Consider the following 20,708-nt stretch of genomic DNA (forward strand, 5'->3'; position numbering starts at 1 on the left):
ATTCCACACCCATCATTGTGAATCGCCCCGGCCGCAGCCGGGGCTCATGCGAACATCACTTAGCTGATGATGAAGTGTTTTGCTTCCCGGCGCCGAGTTCGGCGCCGGTCAAAGGATCGCCCTGCGGGTCAGACTGCGTTCGCTTCAGCATCGCTTTGCACAGCGCTTCCTGCTCTGGCGTCAGGCCGACAGAAGCACTGCCATCTCCGCCGTCTACGCCCGGCTGTGGATCCTTGACATAATCGAAGTGTTTGTCACTGTTCCAGCTGCCGCGTACTTCTCCACCTTCAGACATATTGTAGTAGGTGTTAGCGTACTCGCTAATGGGCGGCAGTTTGCCCGGTGGATAGTTGTTGCGAATCGACTGCAGGGCCTTCTCAAAAGAGAGCTGATGCGCCGCTTCGCGGGTCATCAGGAAGGCCAGCGCGTCTTTCACGCCAGGATCGTCGGTCACGTTGATCAGGCGTTCATAGACGATCTTCGCCCTCGCCTCCGCCGCGACATTCGACCGCAGGTCGGCGGTGGGTTCGCCGATAGTATCAATGTAGGCCGCCGTCCACGGCACGCCCGCCGAGTTGGTCAGCGGGGTACCGCCGCCGTACAGCAGGGATGTAATATGGCTGTCATTGCCGTTGGCGGTGAGCGAACGATAGAGTTCCGCTTCGCTCTCGGTGCCCTCCGCCAGGGCTCCTTTGGCGCCTTTATTCAGCATGCCGACCAAAGTGCCAATGATCTCCAGATGGCTCAACTCCTCTGTCGCGATATCCATCAGCATATCTTTGCGGCCGGGATCGTCATCGCTTAATCCCTGGGTGAAATAACGACACGCGGCGGCCAGCTCGCCCTGAGGGCCGCCAAACTGTTCGAGCAGTAAATTCGCGAGCCCCGGATTCGGTTCAGCAACGCGTACGGTATACTGCAGTTGTTTCACATGACGAAACATAGGCCTGCCTCCTGGGTTATTTTTTCGCTTCTACGCCGTCAGCATCTGAACGCAGGAGAAACTGCTCCGTGGTCTGAGGAATATGTTTAATCAGCCAGTCGGCCATTTCCCGCTCTTCCGCCAGGATGGCTTCAATGGCTGGGATGGAGGCGGTATCGCCCGCTTTTTCAGCGGCCGCCAGCAGAGAGGTATAGCAGGCGATTTCAAACTGCTCGAAAACGTACCCGCTGATCGAGCCTTTGACGATTTCATCGGAAGGAAACATCCCGCCGATGGACTGGCCGAGAGCCGCCATTTTACTCATCGAATCTTTAATCACCGAGCGCGAAATCTCATTGCGGTCGAGGATCTCTTCCAGCACGGTAATTTGCCGTTTGGTCTCGTTAACATGCTGTTCGATTCTGGCACGGAGATCCGGATAATTATCGATACGGCCAGCCATTGATTCCAGCATGGACTCTGCCTGTTTTTCCATGGCATGCGCATCTCGTAGCCAGTCATGGTAATGTTCAACGTGATTCATCGTGATTTCCTCGTGTCAGGGAGAGTTTATTTTTCCGCTTTCTTATTAATATTACCTACCGCCAGATCGGTTAATTTCACATCGGTTTGTTTTTCTTCTTCCAGGGTTTCGGCAAGCAGTTTGGCTGCTTTTTTATAGCCCAACTGCTCTGCCAGGGTGACCAGAGTACCGTAACTGGCAATTTCGTAATGCTCGACCTTTTGCGCAGCGGCAATTAATGCAGCATCACGTACCTCATTTTTTTCCGTGCTCTCAACGACTTCATTAGCTTCTTCGATTAATCCTTCCATGGCCACGCATTTCATGCGTTTGATTTTCAGGTTGGATTCCTGTTCAATAATCTGGTCGATACGTTCGATCTGGCCCTGGGTTTCTTCAAGATGAGCATTGAACGCCGCGCTGAGTTTTTCACTGGACGCCGCTCTGGCTAGTTTAGCCAGCCCGCGGGTTAATTGTTTCTCTGCGCTGTAGGTATCTGAGAGCAGGTGAATAAATACATCTTCAATGCTTTTCATATTCATAGAAATACCTTCTGGAGTCAGAAAATAACTGCGAGTCTGTGACAGACTCGCAGGAGATACTTTCACTTCAGGGTGCAAGGAAAAGGATAATCAGGAATTATCGGACTTGCGGCCACCGCCGTGGCTATTCTGTCCGCCTTTTTTACCCGCTTCGGACGCACGCTGCGGATCATTTTTAAAGTTCCCGCCGCTGTGCTGACCACCTTTACGACCTGCTTCAGAAGCTTTTTCACGGTCTTCAGCAAAATTACCGGAACCACCACGATGCTCTGCCATATTTCACCTCATGTATATCGGTTATGTCAGTACGATACGAAAATATTCCGTATCACTCGTCGTTCGATATTTAAATCTAGCGGGTAATGCTGGTTAGTCAAATTATTATTCCGTTTTTTCGACACCTTTTAGCAGTAATTCGGAATAATTCTACAAGACACCTCAAAAATAACCAGACGGCACCTTGACGCTAACTCACTGTGTTCAGGGAAATAATGTATGCAGATCACCTCTGCGGCAAAGAATTATCTATACCGGAGGATTACTACCGTTGGGTTATATAACGAAGCGGCAGCATTGTCCTTTGCCAGACGGAAATTAAGAATTTTCCCTGATTTTACGGATAAAAAAAAGCCGCTGGGGAAGCGGCTAGCAAACAAAATGGAGCGAATATCATACCCGATTAATACTGGCACACATAAGGGCAATAGGCAAATAACTCGAACAGACCAGCCGGGAAATAAGCGAAGCGTGGAATATATTCAGCTCCTGGAATATCACGCAGTTCCATTATTAGTACTCTACGCTTTATTTTTTACGATGATTTATCGGTGACGATAGCAGCCGTTCACCAGGCCGAAGAACCGCATGCTGTCAACCTTTCTCTCGAGGAGAATATTCTATGAAAGCACTCACTTATCACGGCCCGCATCATGTCAGCGTCGACACCATGCCTGACCCGGCTCTTGAGGCAGCGGACGATATTATTCTGCGCGTCACCGCGACAGCGATTTGCGGTTCCGATCTGCATCTGTACCGCGGAAAGATCCCCGGCACGCACCATGGTGATATTTTCGGCCATGAATTTATGGGGGAAGTGGTGGAAGCCGGTTCCGAGGTCACCGCGGTCCGCAAAGGCGACCGGGTGGTTATCCCGTTTGTCATCGCCTGCGGAGACTGCTTCTTTTGTCGCTTGCAGCAGTATGCCGCCTGCGAAAGCACCAATAGCGGCCAGGGAGCGACGCTCAATCGAAAAGGCATTTCGCCACCGGCGGCGCTGTTTGGCTATAGCGATTTGTACGGCGGGATCCCGGGCGGCCAGGCGGAATATGTACGGGTCCCCAAAGCCAATACCGGACCGTTTAAAGTGCCAGACACCTTACCCGATGAAAAGGTGCTGTTTCTGTCAGATATTCTGCCCACCGCCTGGCAGGCGGTTAAAAACGCCGAGGTCAAACCCGGCAGTAGCGTGGCTATTTTTGGCGCCGGCCCGGTAGGCCTGCTCTGCGCCTCCTGCGCCAGGCTCAATGGCGCAGAACAGATATTTATCATCGATCATAACGATTACCGACTCGATTTCGCGCAACAACGCTATGGCGCGATCCCGATAAACTTTGACCACCATGACGATCCTGCGCAGTGGATTATCGATAACACGCCGGGCCATCGCGGCGTCGACGCGGTGATCGACGCCGTGGGCTTCGAGGCGAAAGGTAGCCTTACGGAAACCGTCCTCAGCACCCTGAAAATCGAGGGGAGCAGCGGAAAAGCCCTGCGCCAGTGCATCGCCGCCGTGCGCCGCGGCGGCATCGTCAGCGTACCCGGGGTTTACGCCGGTTTCATCCACGGCTTTATGTTTGGCGATGCCTTTGATAAAGGACTGACCTTCAGGATGGGACAAACCCACGTCCACGCCTGGCTGCCGGATCTGCTGGCGCTTATTGAGCAAGGGCTGCTTACCCCGGAGGAGATTGTCACTCACCATATGCCGCTGGAGGAGGCCGCGCGCGGCTATCAGATCTTTGAGAAACGTGAAGAGGCGTGCCGCAAAGTGATCCTCGTACCGGGAATGCAGCCCGGGAAGGCGACCCTCTGAGAAGGCGATTACCGCGCAAGGAAATTCTCGGCGGACCGATCGCGGCATGATATAAACATAGCGTGCTTTGGCCCGCCGTCGCTGATATAGCCGTTCACCAGAGGAGAAGTTGATGCTCGAGTTACGTCCGAATTGCGAATGCTGTGATAAAGATCTGCCGCCAGACTCACCCGAGGCGTTTATCTGTTCATTCGAGTGCACCTTTTGCCGGGACTGCATGACGACGCGACTGAACGGACATTGCCCGAACTGCGGCGGCGAACTGGTGCGGCGCCCTGTGCGTCCCGAAGAGGCGCTGCGGCGCCACCCCGCCTCCACCCTGCGCCGCCATGCACAGTAGGCGAGACGCAGGTCTCCCGGCTAAGGTAAAAATCCACGCCCGAGGAGAGCGCGGAGCCTGAAGGCGTGACCGGTGGCAGACAACGTGCTCTTCCGATTATCGCCCGGCGGCGCTTCGCTAGTCCGGGCGAGCGTTTCCGGGTTCATATTCTGCATGTCAGTAAAACGGCTTTCCCGCCCGTACTGCCCGTCGGCGATCGCTTTCATCGATAGCCGCAGCCGTCAGGGTTTATCCCCCCACATCGCGATTTCACTAAAACTCAGCCAGCCCTGTGCGCTCAGGCTGCCGTATCGCATGGCTGGCGTTCTTTTTTATTCACCATCGCAAAAACGCTTGGGAGCATTTCCGTTGCAATCGTTGATCTCCTGCCAGGCATATTTCGCTGCACACCGAAGCTTCCTGCTCTGACCGTCAGTAGACTGCCGGGAAATTCACCACGGAGCAGACTTATGATTGCGGTACTTTTTGAGGCCGACGCCTTACCACAAGCACAGGAAAGATATCTTCAGCTGGCGGCCGGGCTGACGCCTTTGCTTTCAGACACGCCGGGGTTTATTGCCATTGAGCGCTTTCAGAGCCTGAGTACGCCCGGCAAAATCCTCTCGCTATCCTGGTGGGAAGATGAAGCCTCGGTGGCCAACTGGCAGCAAAATGAGCGGCATCTGGCTGCCCAGCGCGAAGGCAAAGCATCGATTTTTTCATATTACAAAATACGCGTAGCCCGCGTGTTCCGGGATTACGCATCGGATCGGGGAGCACAGTCAGATGTATGACATTCACGTGATTCTCAGCAACTCGCCGGGCTCGCTTGGCGCAATGGGTATGGCGCTGGGTAACAACGGCGTGGGGCTCGAAGGCGGTGGCGTATTCACCACGCCTGATGCCGGACATGCGCATTTTCTGGTGGAAGACGGTGAGAAAGCCCGCAGGGTGCTGACCGAGGCCGGCTTTACGGTCAGCAATGTATGCCGTCCTCTGATACGAAAGTTACCTCAGGAACGTCCTGGGGAACTGGGAGACATCGCGGACACCCTGGCCCATAATGGTATTAATATTCTGGTACAGTACAGCGACCACCGTAACCGGCTCATTCTCCTTACCGATGATGACGCCCGGGCAGCGGAAGTGACCAAAAAATGGGCCATACTTTCTGAATGAATCTCCTGAAACCGCAGCAAGACAGTGAGCCAGAGGAGGCGCTGGAAACAGCTATGGCGATGGTGGCCTCCGCCCTCTCTGACTCGTCAAGGGTCAGTATTCTCTGCGCGCTGATGGACGGGCGCGCATGGACGGCAACCGAACTCAGTACGGTCGCCGAGGTGTCCGCCTCCACCACCAGCGGCCATCTTGCCCGGCTGCTCAGCAACGGACTGGTGGTGTGTCTCGCGCAGGGGCGCCACCGCTATTACCGCCTGGCGGGCTCGCATATTGCCGGGCTGCTGGAAAACCTGATGGGCGTCTCTATGCAAGCGCATAAGACGCTTCTCCCCAGCACGCCGGTTAATCTTCGCTACGCCCGGACCTGCTACGATCATCTGGCGGGCGAGCTGGCGGTCAATATTTATGAATTTATGCTGAGGGAAAAATGGCTGGCGGCAGATGGCCTGGCCCTGACGTCAGCCGGTAAAACCCAGCTTGAACGCCTTGGCGCAGTACTGAACGCCCGCCCACGGCGTAAGCCTTGCTGCCCCTGTCTCGACTGGAGCGAAAGACGTTTTCATCTGGGAGGCGACGCCGGCTCGGCGCTAATGACGCTGTTCCTGCAAAAAGGATGGATAACGCGCGCGCCGGGATATCGGGAAGTACAAGTGACGGATAGCGGCAGAGCGGCGCTGTCCCGGCTGTTTAATCTGAAAGTGAGCGGATAGCCTGAGTTTAGGCTACAGCACATTTTCGCCGAACGGCACCGGTTTAAGCCGGTCGGGCCATCAGTATGACGCCTGGCGTGCAATCCGTTTTCATGCGAGCTCTTACGGCAAATGGATCTCTCCCTGTCATGAGGTATATAGCTTTGTTGAACGTTGCGCTGCGGGACATTCGCCATCGCCTAATGCTTCAAGCGTCCGGCAGAATAATTGCCTGAAGGCGAAAAAAAACGGGAGCCCATCGGCTCCCGCTTTTACTTAATCCACCAACGGGATTACATATTCGCGATAATCGCGTCGCCAAACTCTGAGCATTTCAGCAGTTTAGCGCCTTCCATCAGACGTTCGAAGTCATAGGTTACGGTCTTGGCGGCGATAGCGCCTTCCATGCCTTTGACAATCAGGTCTGCGGCTTCGAACCACTGCATGTGGCGCAGCAATACCTACCACAAAAACAGATAAGATATTGTTTTTATTATTTATTATATCAATTTAAAGTAAATTTTTTACCTCAAGTATCCATTTTCAACCCATTGATTTATCTTATGTAATTCTTCATTTTGGGGAATGTATATCTATCAATATTCATGCTCACGGCTCTATGTCTCACAACACTGGACAATCATCATCATCCTTCCCTGTCCGATTGATAACGAATGTCACTACCCCGACAACTGTAACATCATCCAGGGCCTCACCTTCCAGCGCTTCACCGTCTCGTGTAATAAATGCCCGGCCCATAATTTTTGCAAAATCAGTGCCGCCGCCGTATTGAATTAAAACGGTATCTCCTTGCTTTGGTTTTACGGAGCAATCCACTACGGCATAGCCGGTTTCTGTTTGTACTATCCGAGTATTGGGGCCGGTACCGCAGAGTGAATCAACGGTCAGACGCCGTTCAACATAGTCAGCAGCTGGCGACGGAAATCCCACGTTATAGCCCTCCGTTTGGGTTGTATAACTGGAACGTGCGCTCATCGCCTTCCTGCGTTGAGACATCCCGGAATGTCGTCACATAGTGCTCTATCCACTGGTTAGCCTGGCGCGGTGACCATATCCAGTTAACTTTTGCGAGTTCCCGGATAAAACCGGACGTTGTCACGGTGCGACGGCCATTAGGCTCAATGACAATTGCCTGACGCCAGGCTATTTCGATATCTGAGTTTCGCGGCATAACTTCACCTCCCGAAAATACTGTTTTTATATACAGTAGATTCATTAAGAGATCTGATCAATACAGGTTCCAGCTATCAATCAGGAACACTGAGGAGGAAACCAGTCACCTTTTAGCCTCTGATATTGGTTTCACTTAGTGATTATGTTGTCTATGTGCCAACTATGAACTATCTTTTCTCAAAACCTGCTACTGCAAAATGGATATAAGATGTCACAGACGGACTTGCTGATTGTTGTTTTTACGCTGGGCATTTTAGCCTATGGCTATTCCATATGGTTCATTTCGAACAGAATACTTTGCTCGATATTTCATAGACTTAAAAAGAATATATGAATTGGGATGGTATAGACCCAAATTCATGGTTCTTGCCCCTCGACGTCGGAAGGTACTTACAGATCATCTTCGCTCTTAACCTATCACATCGGCACCTACTCCATGATGTAACAGCTCAGACCAGAAATATCTGGAAGCTTTAGGCATATTCTTGGAAGATAGACGAGCGCAAAGACGCACACAGCAATGATGTTATGTAGTATTTTCCCCTTGAGTGTGCCTGCTCAAGGGGATTTTTTATCGGCGTATTGTACTGGCAAATATTTGTAAATCGTCTTCACTCCCACGCCTGTCACATCGGCCACACGCTACTGGACGGGCGCTTAGTCCGGTATGTTTCTCGCGCTACTACTGCTTACGTTAACGTCTGGTAATGATCTAGCGGCGCGACGTAAAGCGGCGTTGAAAGCAATTATAGTGACCGGCCGGCGATGGTACTTCACACGGTTAGAATGACTCTGAAATAAATAAACATCTTCTGGATAGCGTTCTCTTCTACGAGCAATCATCGCGTCCACTGGAGGGGTTGATTTAACACGTAGCTCCTTCAGGTGACCCTGTTTTCGTATCAGTATCAGGTCACCATCAATATCATCATATCGAATACTCAGCAGCCTTCCAGCGCTTAAACCCGTGTGAAAAATTAACGCCCACAAGTCAGCCCATGTATCTGAGATGGAAACAAGATTGCTGTTAATAGTTAAAAATTGCTCAAAACTTATTGTTTTCTTACCGTTCACGAACAAACCAAACTGTTTTCAAGGCTGAATGAATTGATTAAGCCAAACGTAACATATCAGGAAAAGTAGTGAAATCTTTGTCTTCAAGTCGCCGGGAGGTACTTGTAGATTGTTTTCACGTCCACGCCTGTCACATCAGCCACCTGCTGCCGGGTAGCGCCGTTCTCCAGCATTCTGCGGCACTGCTCCACCACATCTTCAGTCATAACCCGGCGACAGCCGCCTATGCGTCCCTGCTCTCTCGCTGCTGCCAGCCCTGCGCGCGTAATGAAAATATAAAGCGCGACATTTATCGCGCTTTTTTAATTGCATTTATCGCGATCGGCATCAATCTCTGATATCAAACGGCGATGCCGTGCACATTCAGGCAGTGATTCCTTATTTGGTTGTACTGAGCGGCAATCTCGTCATCAGTCAGCACTCTGTTCCACGCAGCCATCTGTACAGTCGTTAAAAACAGAAAGCATTCACCAACGCCTTACCGTAAATACTGAACTCATAGCCTCCAGGGTGGTTTCGAAGGTCAGAGCCACAAAGTGAGGTTGGAACAATACCCATCCCACCACGGCTGTTTTCATCCGTTAACCAGTCTGTCGGCACATACGCAGCGACCTCATCCATGGCAGCCCGGTATACCTGCCCGTTAATGTATCGCCACTGTTCCAGCGTATAGCGACCATCATCGTGTGAAGGGGTGCGCGGCACGGGCATTATCACGACCTCAGAGCCTGCTGCCTTGAGTTTTTTGATGATGTTGCGGAGGTTGCCATACAGAACATTCCCTGCATTATCATTCATCCCAAAACAGACAACGGTAACGTGTGGCGCTGTCGCGATGACTGCATTCATGCGGGTATTTCCCACACCGCTGGTTGAATTGGTACCCGATACGCCGAAGTTAAGATAATCAACGGTGACGCCGTAGGTTTCCTCCATCCATTCCTTCAGTCGCCAGTTCCATCCAATCTTCACATGTACCGCGCCACCTCCGTCTCCCCAGTCCTGAGCGGGATATAAGTTTGTCAGTGTATCAGTTGCATAACCCTGCAGGATGCGCTGCAAATCACGGGTGCTGCCGTTTGCCACGGTTTCCGGACTAGCGATATTCGACACGGCTGTAATCGAATCACCATAACCGACCAGCGTAATATTTTTACCCTGGTTGAGTCGCGCCAGAGTCTTTTGCAGGCAACGGCGATTATGCTGTCGTAGAAAATCAGCATCCCCCGCCCCCAGCATGTCACATCCGGCCTCGGGCCAGCGATATACCGGCTCCAGTTCAACGCTGCTACCCGCGACTAATGCATAGTAAAGCGCAACTTTTCCTGATGGCACAGCCGGGCGGTATTCCTGCACATCAAAAATCCTGTCCGTCCCTTTGGTTATTCCCACAGCAAGCGTAACAGGGTCGATGTACACAAGGTCATACCGTTCATTAACGTAACTGAAGGTGACGTTCACGGCGCGAGTCGTGGCAGTCAGGCCGCGCAACTTCCCGCCATAGCTGTCAATGTTATAGTCGGTCCCTTCAACCAAAGGGGTACCGGTACTGGCATCCGTTACGACAACATTACTGATGCGCTTATAACCCAGCCACGCATTCACATTTGACGGCCACTGCGAAGTGGCGGCGGTTTGCCTCAGGCTATAACCCTCAACAGTCGCAGAACCAGAGCTTGTCGCATCCAGCGTCAGCGATCCTGTTACAGGCTGACTCACTCCGTTGGCTACGACCGCCGATCCGGAAAAGTCGAGCGCTCGCCCCAGGACACTAACAACTGGAAGGTAGCGAGTAATTAATGGATGCACTGCCGACTCAACGGCTGTAAGCCTCCCGTCAATATCGGCTATTTTCCCGGGAATATCTTCCTGCTTTTTATAAGTAACAGAGTAAGCAACCGCTGCTGTTTGCCCGTCACCAATGGTTGTCCATGCTCCGCCATTAATTCCCCGTCGACTATACCAGCCGCGCTGAGCGAGAACGGGTAATGTTGCGGAAGAATAGAGCGCTGCACCGGCCCCCAGATAACCGATAACCTCAGACGAACCATTTTCCGGGAGAAAAGCCTCAACAGAAATGAGGGGGAACGCACCTTCCGGTATCGCAACATCAAGGCGGAATGGAACCCTGGTCATTGCTGTACCTGTAGATTTAAGGTAGACAGGGATATCTTCACTATAGATTTCCGCATCCCCCTCCAGCTCTCCGGGAGGTGTTTCACTTCCGGTCATGTCAATCGCGCGAGCAAAGACCTTAATGCGCAGGTAATCATTTAATGCCAGACCGTCCAGCCATAGCTCGATTTCATTGAGCGTATCCATTTCATGGGGAATGGGTACCGCCCAGCGGAAAAAAGTACCGGCCAGGGGTTGGGTTGCATAGCCCCATTTATTGCTGGATGATTCACGAATTACAGACTGTGCGCCCTCATCGTTCACCTGTTGCTGTAACGCGTTCAGTTTTGCCATGGTATCCGACAGGGTGACTTCATTTACCGAAGCCTGTTCAACAACGCCCACGAAAGATACATTATTCAGCCAGTACGCAACCCCTTTTGTGCCGGTAATCATCTGCCATGTATTTGTCACCCGGTTGATAAATGCGCCCAGTGCAAAACCTGATGGCGCGGTTTCGCCAGCGGTAGAATACTCATGCGCCTGCGTCCCCATATCGGCTGTTTCACCAGCTTCTGTGCGCGGATAGACAACCAGCATAACGAAATATCCAGCCGGGATATTCAGGTTGGGGATGGAATAATTAACGCCATAGAACCCGTCATCAGGCGCATCGGGGTGAACGCGGCCTGCGTAAACCTGAATATCACCAGCCAGCGTACCGGGCATGGATGTTGATGCTACATCAGAGTTTTTACGTAAAACCGCGCGATAATAAATCTGATTAACATGCGTCAGATTGCTGTGGCGAAGCGTGATGCTGTTAAATCCTGTTTTACCAGGGAAGCTCAGTACCCATCCATAAAACTGACGATTCGCGCTCCCCGTAATAGCCCAGTCAGGAGAATTGGGCGGAACACTGGCTACGGAAACAGACTCACCATTAAATGAACCGTAATTTACCGGACTTTCATACCCAACATTAAAAGCGATGCGATATAGCGATGTTTCTGGAATAGTAATGCGACGCCACTCAGACTGGTCAACTGGCATCCAGAAACCGCCAAGGGAGTTTGATAGCGCAGCAGTCTCGCTATTAGCAATATCCTGACGTCCACACCCCATATAAACAGGATTACCGCTTGCATCGAGCGGCTGAACCACGAAAAGCGCTGTTTTGTCTGCTGGTACCGCCGTATCATCAAAAACAAGGCGGATAAGCTGATATCCGGTTGCAATAGATGACTTAATCGCAACGTCATTCATATTGATGATTTTCGAACTCAGCAGCTTATCGCCATTAGCACCAGGAAAGATAGTTGCACCATCAACAGAGCGAGAATAAATGCTGATTTTCAGGCTATCAATATTGTTAATTCCATCAACCCACATCTCGATAAAATTAAAAACTCGACCATCAGATGTAGATCCTACCGCCCATGTACTTGTGGTGGCATTGGTCCAGTTGCTGGTCCTTATCACGGACGAATGAAACGTTTCTGTAGAACGTAACTCCCTCGACAGAAATTGAGGTTTTGTTTCTGCGTCGCCAACAGCTTCCTGAGATGGCATTTTCCGCCCGGTAGCCTCCAGCGTGCCGGCGTTGTTGATGTACTCATCCGCCAGCGAACTCCCGTCTGCACTTCGCACGTAGGTTGCGGAGCCATCGGGGATATTCGCGATATCCGCCTGCGCCGCAGCCAGCGTCGCATACTGGCGGCTGAGAGGAATCAGATTCTGTCGTGTCTCCTCTGTAAGGGCTTCATTCTTCGCCATCATTCCGCGCCAGGTATCCAGATCATCGCCAGCGCGATCCGGCTCAGTCAGCGCAGACCCATTGACCAGCTTATCCAGACGCTCAGCGTTATCAAGCAGCACAGCGGGAGACGTGCTCCCCAGCTCCGGGTTAAAGTCCATGTTTTTTGCTCCAAAAAAGGCGTTCGCCCAAACGAGGGTTTGAGCGAAAAGATTAATTAGGGGGGATTTTTGGTATTAAGCGACGTCGCCGGGGTATGTGGCGTCGTCGTACTGGTAGAACGATTCGAGATATTCTTTAGCGGTGACCTGGCATGTTCCGTCAGACTGCGGGGCGATCTCCTCTACAATGGCGTCGTAGACGTGGCGCGTTGAGCCGCAGAACACCAGGCGGATCGGCTCGATGGTTGCCGACGACAGGTCAACCTTCATCGGGTCATCAAACTCGCTCAGGTGCGGGACTGACAGCTGAAAATCGCCTACCCTACTCGCCACCATCAGCCCGGATGCAGAGCCATCCTGATAGCGGATCAGCGCGCGGGGGTTTTCGAAAGACCAGTCCAGCGGCTCCGTGACGGTGAACGTTGTCACGCCACCAGCCGTTGTCATCGCCTCCACCAGACAGGAAATCGTGTTGTTACCCGGAATATCATCCGTGAGCACAATGCGATCGCCCGTGTTGTAGCACAGCGCGTCCAGCTCGGTAGTGGTCTGGAACGTCACCCGCTGCTGAAGGTATTTCATCAGGCGACGCATCCCGATCTGGTAGGCGTGATCCTGATTCAGTACCCCATCGAGTTTGTAATTCTCGATTTTCACCGGCGTGGGATTGTCCGGCGTCCGGCATTTAACGGTCTCCTCCGCCCAGGTAGTCCCGTTGATGTATGTCACGTCGACGCCATCAAAATCATCGTCGGACGGTACGGTAAATCCGCTCTGCAGCTCCTCCACCATCTCATGCGGAGTGAGCACGCCAGTCCAGGGCTTAATCCCCTCACGGTTGACCGTCGCCAGGCCATCACTCAGCAGAAAACGTGACTTCCCGGCATTGGCTATCTTCTGCAGCATTTCCAGCGCTGAGATACTGTCGCCGGTAGCAAAGTCGAAATACTCGCCGCGTGGCGTCCAGTATGCAGACTCCAGCACATTGATGGTGTCGACGTCCATCTCCAGCCCAAGAGAGTTCGCGACATGCAGCAGCGCTCCCGAAATGGTTCTGGCCGTTCCTGAGTCGTAGGCCCGCGTGGCCACAACGTTTACGCGGCGGTCCGACTGAGCCGCCAATTTGCCCCCCGTCTCAACGGTCACCGCCATCAGCGACACGCCGGGATAGGATGAAGGGCGCGTCAGCAGTCGCCCGCGCAGTGCCTGCCAGTACATCGTATCTCTGGCATTATCCTGCCCCTGTTCATTTTTCCGGCGACACCGGACCTCAACGAGGCCTGGTGAAGACAGAGTGATACGCTCAGTAAATCCAAGTCCGTTAATATTTTTTAACTTGTAAAATCCGTCGCGCGTTTCCCATCCTCCCCCTGAGCCGTAAATACGGTATTGAATTACCCAGCCAACCCACCACGCTTCTTTCTTGCCCTTCTTGTTGAATCCACAGATACCACTCGGGAAAGAGAAATTTACTTCGAAAGCGTCAATCTTTTCGTTCTCAGGGCAGGCAAGAAATGGTCCCATCCAGGTATCATTATCGTTTATCCCGGTAGCCTCATAGTCGATCATCGTCCTGGCTATGAATCCCGGCCATGACTCATCAATAACACCGTTAACCAGACGCGCCACCGTTGCCGTCGCGCCGTCACCTGACACAATCCGGTACTCATTCCCGCGGTGAGCAAGTGAAAGCCGTTGCACCCCCTCTGGAATGCCGGAAAATGCCGTTCCCGTGGCGGAGTTATAGGCGAGTGTCACATTCGTCGTTACCGCCGGGCTGCCGCCGGTTGATGCCGTGCCGGAGGTGTAAACCGGGGAGGTACCGAAAACAGCTGCAGGCAGCGCAGAGGAAGTGATCGCCCCACCCGCGAATGGACTGGCCGCTTCGGTTATCAGTACGGTGCCGCCGTTGTCCTGCGCGACCAGGCCGGAGCCAGTGAGTCCCTCGGTGATGGCCGCCAGCAGTCCCGACATCGAGACATAGTTAGCTACCAGCGATACGGTATAAGTTGTGCCCTGCCAGGTGATCGTGAACGTGCTGGAGCTGGTCGAAAAATCGTAGGTGGTCGGGGCCGCACTGGCCTGGAGTTTTGCCGCACTCCCCCCGGTGCCGGGCACTGCAGCCTGACCGGGGGTATATGACGCGATAAACAGATCGTAATCGACAGAGTTAAACCCCAGCGTCACCGGCATACCTACTACCGGTGCGATCTCCGTCAGCAGCGGGCTGGCGATAACACTGTATCCAGCCGCCGAAGTGATCTGGTAGTTCGCCGGGGCTTTCAGTTCGACTACTGCGCCAGCGACCCAGCTGGGCGGTAGCGCGTTTTCGTTCTCGTCGTGGTCATCGCCGTCATCCGTGTCCAGCCCGGTAAACGTTACGCTCGAACCGGATACGGTCATGCTGTCTGCGATAATGTCGTTTGCGTCCGGCGACGTCTGGGCCATATCCAGACCGGTACCGGATGATGTCCCGCCGACCTCCGTACTGTTGAACCAGTTTTCACTGCGCTCATCACCGGAAACGTCCGCGCCTGGCGGGTAATGGGTGCTGCTGAATCCCGGTAGCGTTGAAGCTGGCGTACTGCCAACCCGGATATCGCCATTGGTATAAATCAGATCACCGACACCGAGACACAGCAGCATCTGGACGCGCATTTTCGTAGGATCGGCGGCATCAAACCGGGTAACGGGCTGCACGACATAATCCGGATAAATACGCACGCGCCCAAAAACTTCACGAATCGCATCACCCAGTTTCGCGCTGTTTGCTTTAGCGGGGTTCAGGTCGAGGCTCCGACCTGTGGATGACGTATAGCCGCCGGCATCAATGTTACTCATCATGAACAATGAATAAGCCGCAGATGCGACGGCAATGCCCACTCCTATCCAGGCAATTGTCGCGGCCTCAAGCCCGAAAGGCACCGGATAAAGCCTGACATCACTATCAGGGCGAATCACACACTTAGCCCACTCGCCTGGCGGAATTAACAGCCCCTCAACCTCAACGGTCAGCGGTGGGACATCCCGATCCTCGTAGCCTTCAACATTTGCCACCAGCCAGCTGCGAATACTGGTTACACCATGCTCATGCGTTTCGAGTGGTTCACCGGGAAGCCGGGACGGGTAAAAACGAATGGTCATTGCCAGAACTCCACTTTGACAAATCGGCGCTTAAACCGCGGCAACGGCAGAAAGGTGACGTTCGTACCCGGGTTGCATTCCGCCACATGCAACAGACCACCGATACTGACCACGATCCCTACGTGGGTGACGGTCGACCCGGAATAACAGGCCACCCCGGCCCCTTCGCAGGGTTCGCAGCGCTCAAGGGTAAGCATCATCCTGCGCGCTTCCCGGTCGAGGCCGCCGTCGTCTTTGGTGACCCCTGCAAAATCGGGCCAGACGGGTAAATTCAGGTCGCGGCGTATCTCGTTCACAATGCCGAAACAGTCGAGTTGCGGGTATACGCGCCCGCCCTTCAGCCAGGTGACTGAACGGTATTTATCAGGGTTAAACATTGGGATTCCTTAGCTGATATAACGCAGTCCGGGGAATACAGGGAGCGTGTAGCGGTATCGCGGCCAGGCGGTATCGAGGATATTCATGTAGCCCGCAGTGATCTGCACCTCTGTCGCCGTCCAGGAGCCCGACTTGATTTTCAGCGTATACGGCACTTCCGCAGGGGCCGCTAAATCCGTGGAGATATAACGCCGGTACGTCAGAAATGCAGACAGACGGTTAGCCAGCGCATTGCGGATCGCCGTGGACACAACACCATCGATATTGCACAAGGCAAATTTGAGGTCCTGCGTGCCGTCCGCATTGCGCGCCGGCAGCGCAATGTCTATCGCACAGGCTGAAAACGTTACGGTATCGCCGTTCTCCGTCGTCGCCGTGATGTTGTCGTAACCCTGGCACAGATAATGGACGTCAGAACCAATGGTGATCTGCAGCGTCTCAATGATCACCTCCGGCCCGCTGCTGGCGTAGAGGCGTTTAATCTGCGTCATGCTTCGGCCACTCCTTATTCAGCGCAATATCCAGCAGTGAGCTGCCGACGATCCATTCCGGGTAATGCCCCCATCCAGACGGCGGCAATGGACGCTCCCAGAGTTCTACTGGCGCGGTATATCTCCAGTAAAGTCCGCCTTCGGGAGTGGGGCCTTTATAAATATCCGTGAAACGACACACGTAATTTTTCAGCCCTACAGGCGTTAATAACGGTATGTTGAACCACGCCGCCCCATCTGATAACTCATCCCGAAACCACGCCTCAAAAGCCTGCGCCTGGGCGTCAGAAAAAATCCAGGCCAGATCTGTTTGGGTTGGTGTCGAGGTGTAGGCACGCCGCTGTCGTGCCCGGCCAGTTACCATCTGAGTCCGTTTCAGAGGAGATACAGGAGTTAAACCAAAACTCTCTTTAAGCGGTCCAGGCAGGTAAGCGGAGGGGTAATAAAGCGTTGTGGTGATAGCCATTAGCTAATTTTCCTCCCCGAGGTAGTTTTCCCCATCAAGGCCTTATGCAAATCACCCTGACCGCTTGCGACTGAATTAACCGCCTTCCGGTATCCCCTTTCTGCCCCCTCATCTGCAGCCTTACGGACCAGCGCCAAAGTTGCATCGGAAGGGTTACCATTGATGGGAATAGTGATCGTGGGAGAATAAATAGTTCCACCACCGGTTGACTGGTTTGCAACTCGATCCAGAGTGGCATCCAGTTTGGCGCTGGTCGCTGCGGTGGTCACCCGCTCTCCTTTTTGAAGCAACCAGGTACCTGTTTCAGGAACTGCATCAATCCCGTCATGCGCCATTCCGACTGCAGAAATATTTGAAACTATTCCAGCGGTTGCAGCAGCAACTGAAGCCATAGCAGCCAGGTTATAGGGGAATGGGTTTGCCGCAGCCATGGCGATACCCTGCTGGATAGCGATAACAGACTGAGCAATAGCCGCGGCTTTCTGAACTGCAAACGCGGCTTTGTATACTCCTGATTGCTCACCAAAAGCTGTACGGGTCAAATCCACCATAGAACCAAGCCCATCGACAACACTGCTCAACATCAGCTGATTACGTGCGGCATCAAGATTATTCATTTCATCCTGGTGTTTTTTCTTCAGCTCCAGCTCTCTGGCGTCCCACTCCTCATTAAGATCAGAACGTGCCTGGCGGTTCTGTTCCAGCAAATCGAGCTGATTCTGATACCATTTTTCCTGCTCTTTCTGTGCGTCATCAACTTTTTTCAACTCTCCAGACTCACCGCCAAACATCGGATCAAGACCACTAAATTTAGGCGAGTCGGAAAATGACGCTTTCGATATGGCCTTGGCGGCTTTTTTATATTCTTCAGGGCTGATCCCCTTCATTCCCTGAATATCTTTTAATACTTCAAAACGCTCTTTCGTCGTTTTAAGTAATTTTTCTTCTGGAGTTAATAACTCATCCTGCAAATCTCGAAATTTTGACAACGCGTTATATTTATCAACTTCTGAGGCCAAGCCCTCAAGCCTGATTTGCTGTTCTTTATTTATCCCAACCAGACGACCAGATACTAAATCGAAATGTAGTTTTTCTACTTCCGTAGCATCTTTTGTTTTACCGGTTAGTTGATCCACCAGTGCAATTTGCTGGAGATAAGATTGTTCTACGGCTTTGTAGGCATTCTGTAGCTTAGCCGCAGACGTATCTTTTTTCTCGGGTTGCTTCTGATTAGATTCGTTTTTCCCAAGTTTATAATCATTTTCTTTTGACGGGTCTATACCCATATCAGAAAGTAGAGATGTGAGCCCTTTCGCTCCTCTATCTACCTGCTCCGGAGTCATGCTTGACTTTATCGCGCGAAGAAATTGAAGACGTTTAGTTAAAAAGTCTAATTCGTCTTTTTGTTCCTTACTTTGATTCCCTCGTTTGTTAAGGAATTCAATGCGCTGTGCAATATCACTTTCATCAGCAGCGTTATAATTACCAGATACAGCACCGATACGAGAGCGGGTATAAGTAGCAATGGCCCCCAAGCCACCAGCAATACGCCCCACAACCCCGGCAAGGCTTATGGCTTCACCAACCAGGTCTGATAGCCCCTGAAGAACAGCAGGATCGGTGAAGACGTCACGAATATCATCAAGCCCATCCTGCAATGGTGTAAGGTCAACCTTAGCCAGCCCCGAAGCAATTTCCATTTTAAGGCCGCGGGCGCTAGTCTCTATGTCCTGAAAGAACTGATTAACCTTAACAAGGTTATCAATATCTTCTTGCGGCGGTGCGATACCAAAATCCTTTGATAGCTGGATGAACTGTTTCAGCTTCTCGTTGTTGTTGTCGAACAACGGCAGCATTTTTGACAGGTCATTCCCCAGGCTTTCGAGAATATTGGTTTTCCCGGCCTGAGAGGGGATTTTCTGCAATGCCGAGCTGATAGCCAGTAACTGCTTATCAGGGGATTGCTGGGCCAGTTTCTCAGCTGAAAGCCCGAGAGTATCCAGAGCCTGAGCAGCCTCACCAGATTTATTCAGAACCGCATCACCGACTTTATCGTTAATATCCTTGAAGATGTCAGCAATGTTATCCCCGGTTAAACCTGCTTGTTCAGCTGCGTATTGCCAGGATAACAAATCCTGAGTGGACATTTTTAATGACTTAGCCCAGCGATCTGCTTCGGTAACTTGCTGCGCTGTATTTTTTACTATCGCCAGTCCGGCCGCACCAATTCCAACGGCAGCCGTTGCAGCTGCTGCGCCAATAGCAATAATGGATGTTCCGATTTCCTTAGCATCTTTTTTTACCTGGTCACGCCATTTTTGGGATGCCCTTTCGGCTTTATCCATACCCTGGACAAATCCGCCGACCTTTGCAATAAGGTCAATTGTTAGTGTACCGAGGGACTTGCCAGCCATTTATTTTCTCCAGGCAATAAAAAACCCCGCGTGGGCGAGGTTTATGTTTATTGGTGCTTTCCAAGGGGGGCTTTCGGCTATTGATGAGCACTTTGCTCTCAGTTCTGAGAGGCTTTACCACCAGTACATTGATACTCAACTGATACGTTAGTCATGTTACAACCATACGCCCCCATCTGGGCACAGACAGATGTTTGCCCACCAAACGCTTCGGCTCCATCATATCCCCAAGTCTTACATTTTTGTGAGGCGAGATCTTTAGCCTGATTCAAATCAACTACCGGACTTTCGAACATTGCTACTGTGTAGCCCATTCTCACTGTCCCATCAGCTTTGCTACCCCCCATCGGGGTCATTTGTTTTTTTGCGGCACAAGCCGTCAGTAAAAGAGCCCCTAAAGCAACTATCAATATTCTTCTCATTCCATGTTTCCTTTGATTGCAATCGGAAACATCCTAACATATGAAACTTACAAAACAATATAGCGCACCGCTGCCAGATCAATAAATTCTAATCATCAGTAAATGAAACATATTTTTTTAAGCATATGGTTTGTTAACTTAATTTTATGGTCCTCAATGCCAACTTTTCATAGCGTCCTCAAGCGACACAGGAGCTTCGTTGATGTGTGGTGCAAAGTCGCTAACCTTAAACGGGGGCGTGTTCTTTGCCTTATTGATGTTAGCCAGGACAGAAGCCACCAGCGAAGCCCCCCACTCGGTTCGCATCATAACGTTAAGCTGACCATACTTATTACGGTACTTTACCCACACCTGAAACTCACGAAGGCTCATTCGCTCCTGAGCCTCCGCTATGGTCCGCCCACCGATGCCGTTCATGACTAACTCACACCAGAACTCGTCTTCTCCTGTGAGTTCGTAGTCTTTCCCAGATCGTTGACTTCCTGGATGACGGCCAGCAAAGCAATAACGATTGGCCCATCGAGCGCGCCACGGTCTTCAGATGCAGTTCCGAGAATGTCTGCCTCAGTAAAGATTTGCTTCCCTTCCTCATCGCAAATATGGGCAGCAATACGCCCAGCCACCGGATCAGATTTTCCGTTGTACGCCAGCAGTTCAGCTTTAGTGGTGTGGTAGCCCATCGGGCGCACATAGACGGTTGCGATATGCTCTTTCCCGTCACGGCCTTTCCACTTAATTTCTTTTTCCACGGGACGCCCGGTAAAGGCACCGGTTTCTTTTAACGTATCGAGAGTAAGTTGCATTTCAGCTCCTGAATTGAAAAGCCC

23 protein-coding genes and 4 pseudogenes are annotated in these 20,708 nt (G+C 52.1%); 7 read left to right on the plus strand and 20 right to left on the minus strand.

Features of this window, described 5'->3' with window-relative positions; all coding sequences use genetic code 11:
- Positions 1 to 55: 55 nt before the first annotated feature.
- From KHQ23_RS21865 to KHQ23_RS21880, 4 genes are all read right to left on the minus strand, one after another.
- Entirely contained in the window at positions 56 to 943 is an 888-nt protein-coding gene (locus KHQ23_RS21865; protein ID WP_004179357.1) for a manganese catalase family protein, read from the minus strand.
- Positions 944 to 959: 16 nt separating this feature from the next.
- A complete protein-coding gene (locus tag KHQ23_RS21870; RefSeq protein WP_004140514.1) occupies positions 960 to 1,466 on the minus strand; it encodes a ferritin-like domain-containing protein in 507 nt (168 codons plus the stop codon).
- A gap of 26 nt (positions 1,467 to 1,492) precedes the next feature.
- Positions 1,493 to 1,987: a ferritin-like domain-containing protein gene (locus tag KHQ23_RS21875; protein ID WP_004148027.1), complete on the minus strand. Its 495-nt coding sequence runs from the start codon at positions 1,985 to 1,987 to the stop codon at positions 1,493 to 1,495.
- 90 nt (positions 1,988 to 2,077) lie between these two features.
- On the minus strand, positions 2,078 to 2,263 hold the full coding sequence (locus tag KHQ23_RS21880; protein ID WP_004150795.1) for a general stress protein: 186 nt from the start codon (positions 2,261 to 2,263) through the stop codon (positions 2,078 to 2,080).
- 219 nt (positions 2,264 to 2,482) lie between these two features.
- On the opposite strand from KHQ23_RS21880, the gene KHQ23_RS21885 reads away from it, so the two are divergent.
- The 3 genes from KHQ23_RS21885 (at position 2,483) to KHQ23_RS21895 (ending at position 4,419) form a co-directional block, all read left to right on the plus strand.
- On the plus strand, positions 2,483 to 2,818 hold the full coding sequence (locus KHQ23_RS21885) for a hypothetical protein (protein ID WP_040154132.1): 336 nt from the start codon (positions 2,483 to 2,485) through the stop codon (positions 2,816 to 2,818).
- A gap of 67 nt (positions 2,819 to 2,885) precedes the next feature.
- Positions 2,886 to 4,079 carry a zinc-dependent alcohol dehydrogenase gene (locus tag KHQ23_RS21890; RefSeq protein ID WP_004140529.1) on the plus strand — a complete coding sequence of 398 codons (1,194 nt, stop codon included), beginning with the start codon at positions 2,886 to 2,888 and terminating at the stop codon, positions 4,077 to 4,079.
- A 112-nt stretch (positions 4,080 to 4,191) separates the two neighbouring features.
- A complete protein-coding gene (locus KHQ23_RS21895; protein ID WP_004140530.1) occupies positions 4,192 to 4,419 on the plus strand; it encodes a DUF1272 domain-containing protein in 228 nt (75 codons plus the stop codon).
- Positions 4,420 to 4,439: 20 nt separating this feature from the next.
- Here the strand turns inward: KHQ23_RS21895 and KHQ23_RS26570 are convergent, their stop codons facing one another.
- Positions 4,440 to 4,625 carry a hypothetical protein gene (locus tag KHQ23_RS26570; RefSeq protein WP_004140532.1) on the minus strand — a complete coding sequence of 62 codons (186 nt, stop codon included), beginning with the start codon at positions 4,623 to 4,625 and terminating at the stop codon, positions 4,440 to 4,442.
- Between KHQ23_RS26570 and KHQ23_RS21900 the strand changes: the two are divergent.
- The 4 genes and pseudogenes from KHQ23_RS21900 to KHQ23_RS21915 form a co-directional block, all read left to right on the plus strand.
- Positions 4,573 to 4,746: pseudogene (locus KHQ23_RS21900) on the plus strand (hypothetical protein); the annotation flags it as partial. The gene KHQ23_RS26570 and the pseudogene KHQ23_RS21900 overlap by 53 nt on opposite strands.
- 122 nt (positions 4,747 to 4,868) lie before the next feature.
- Entirely contained in the window at positions 4,869 to 5,192 is a 324-nt protein-coding gene (locus KHQ23_RS21905; protein WP_032434336.1) for an antibiotic biosynthesis monooxygenase, read from the plus strand.
- Positions 5,185 to 5,577, plus strand: coding sequence for a hypothetical protein (locus KHQ23_RS21910; protein ID WP_004190914.1), 393 nt, complete (start codon positions 5,185 to 5,187; stop codon positions 5,575 to 5,577). Before KHQ23_RS21905 ends, KHQ23_RS21910 begins: the two co-directional genes overlap by 8 nt.
- Positions 5,574 to 6,287: a helix-turn-helix transcriptional regulator gene (locus tag KHQ23_RS21915; RefSeq protein ID WP_004140538.1), complete on the plus strand. Its 714-nt coding sequence runs from the start codon at positions 5,574 to 5,576 to the stop codon at positions 6,285 to 6,287. Before KHQ23_RS21910 ends, KHQ23_RS21915 begins: the two co-directional genes overlap by 4 nt.
- A gap of 272 nt (positions 6,288 to 6,559) precedes the next feature.
- On the opposite strand, the pseudogene KHQ23_RS21920 reads toward KHQ23_RS21915, so the two are convergent.
- From KHQ23_RS21920 to KHQ23_RS21970, 15 genes and pseudogenes are all read right to left on the minus strand, one after another.
- Positions 6,560 to 6,727 (minus strand): annotated as a pseudogene (locus KHQ23_RS21920) (isocitrate/isopropylmalate family dehydrogenase); the annotation flags it as partial.
- A 163-nt stretch (positions 6,728 to 6,890) separates the two neighbouring features.
- Positions 6,891 to 7,262: a hypothetical protein gene (locus tag KHQ23_RS21925; protein WP_032437619.1), complete on the minus strand. Its 372-nt coding sequence runs from the start codon at positions 7,260 to 7,262 to the stop codon at positions 6,891 to 6,893.
- Positions 7,219 to 7,458, minus strand: a complete 240-nt coding sequence (locus KHQ23_RS26405; RefSeq protein WP_023284987.1) for a hypothetical protein — start codon at positions 7,456 to 7,458, stop codon at positions 7,219 to 7,221. The genes KHQ23_RS21925 and KHQ23_RS26405 overlap by 44 nt, the downstream gene beginning before the upstream one ends.
- A gap of 659 nt (positions 7,459 to 8,117) precedes the next feature.
- Complete coding sequence (locus tag KHQ23_RS26410) at positions 8,118 to 8,540, minus strand: hypothetical protein (RefSeq protein ID WP_040174799.1); 423 nt, start codon at positions 8,538 to 8,540, stop codon at positions 8,118 to 8,120.
- A 77-nt stretch (positions 8,541 to 8,617) separates the two neighbouring features.
- Positions 8,618 to 8,800 (minus strand): annotated as a pseudogene (locus KHQ23_RS21930) (helix-turn-helix domain-containing protein); the annotation flags it as partial.
- A gap of 184 nt (positions 8,801 to 8,984) precedes the next feature.
- Positions 8,985 to 12,221, minus strand: a complete 3,237-nt coding sequence (locus KHQ23_RS21935) for an SGNH/GDSL hydrolase family protein (protein WP_307851074.1) — start codon at positions 12,219 to 12,221, stop codon at positions 8,985 to 8,987.
- Positions 12,201 to 12,566, minus strand: a pseudogene (locus KHQ23_RS26575) (flagellar biosynthesis protein); the annotation flags it as partial. The pseudogene KHQ23_RS26575 and the gene KHQ23_RS21935, both read right to left, overlap by 21 nt.
- 75 nt (positions 12,567 to 12,641) lie before the next feature.
- The gene (locus KHQ23_RS21940; RefSeq protein WP_147047496.1) at positions 12,642 to 15,710 is read right to left on the minus strand and encodes a host specificity factor TipJ family phage tail protein; all 3,069 of its coding nucleotides are present in this window, start codon (positions 15,708 to 15,710) and stop codon (positions 12,642 to 12,644) included.
- The gene (locus KHQ23_RS21945) at positions 15,707 to 16,087 is read right to left on the minus strand and encodes a hypothetical protein (protein WP_017880229.1); all 381 of its coding nucleotides are present in this window, start codon (positions 16,085 to 16,087) and stop codon (positions 15,707 to 15,709) included. Before KHQ23_RS21945 ends, KHQ23_RS21940 begins: the two co-directional genes overlap by 4 nt.
- Before the next feature lie 9 nt (positions 16,088 to 16,096).
- Positions 16,097 to 16,579 carry a DUF1833 family protein gene (locus tag KHQ23_RS21950; protein WP_023343209.1) on the minus strand — a complete coding sequence of 161 codons (483 nt, stop codon included), beginning with the start codon at positions 16,577 to 16,579 and terminating at the stop codon, positions 16,097 to 16,099.
- The gene (locus tag KHQ23_RS21955) at positions 16,566 to 17,045 is read right to left on the minus strand and encodes a hypothetical protein (protein ID WP_032447774.1); all 480 of its coding nucleotides are present in this window, start codon (positions 17,043 to 17,045) and stop codon (positions 16,566 to 16,568) included. Before KHQ23_RS21955 ends, KHQ23_RS21950 begins: the two co-directional genes overlap by 14 nt.
- Positions 17,045 to 19,459, minus strand: coding sequence for a phage tail tape measure protein (locus KHQ23_RS21960; protein WP_211776842.1), 2,415 nt, complete (start codon positions 19,457 to 19,459; stop codon positions 17,045 to 17,047). The genes KHQ23_RS21955 and KHQ23_RS21960 overlap by 1 nt, the downstream gene beginning before the upstream one ends.
- A 98-nt stretch (positions 19,460 to 19,557) precedes the next feature.
- On the minus strand, positions 19,558 to 19,881 hold the full coding sequence (yecR, locus tag KHQ23_RS21965) for a YecR family lipoprotein (protein WP_211668670.1): 324 nt from the start codon (positions 19,879 to 19,881) through the stop codon (positions 19,558 to 19,560).
- Between the two features lie 153 nt (positions 19,882 to 20,034).
- Positions 20,035 to 20,298, minus strand: a complete 264-nt coding sequence (locus KHQ23_RS26580) for a phage tail protein (protein ID WP_307851073.1) — start codon at positions 20,296 to 20,298, stop codon at positions 20,035 to 20,037.
- A 2-nt stretch (positions 20,299 to 20,300) separates the two neighbouring features.
- On the minus strand, positions 20,301 to 20,684 hold the full coding sequence (locus tag KHQ23_RS21970; RefSeq protein WP_004899623.1) for a phage tail assembly chaperone family protein, TAC: 384 nt from the start codon (positions 20,682 to 20,684) through the stop codon (positions 20,301 to 20,303).
- Positions 20,685 to 20,708: the final 24 nt, after the last annotated feature.

It is taken from the genome of Klebsiella sp. 64, from assembly GCF_018223915.1.
Lineage (GTDB): Bacteria > Pseudomonadota > Gammaproteobacteria > Enterobacterales > Enterobacteriaceae > Klebsiella > Klebsiella pneumoniae.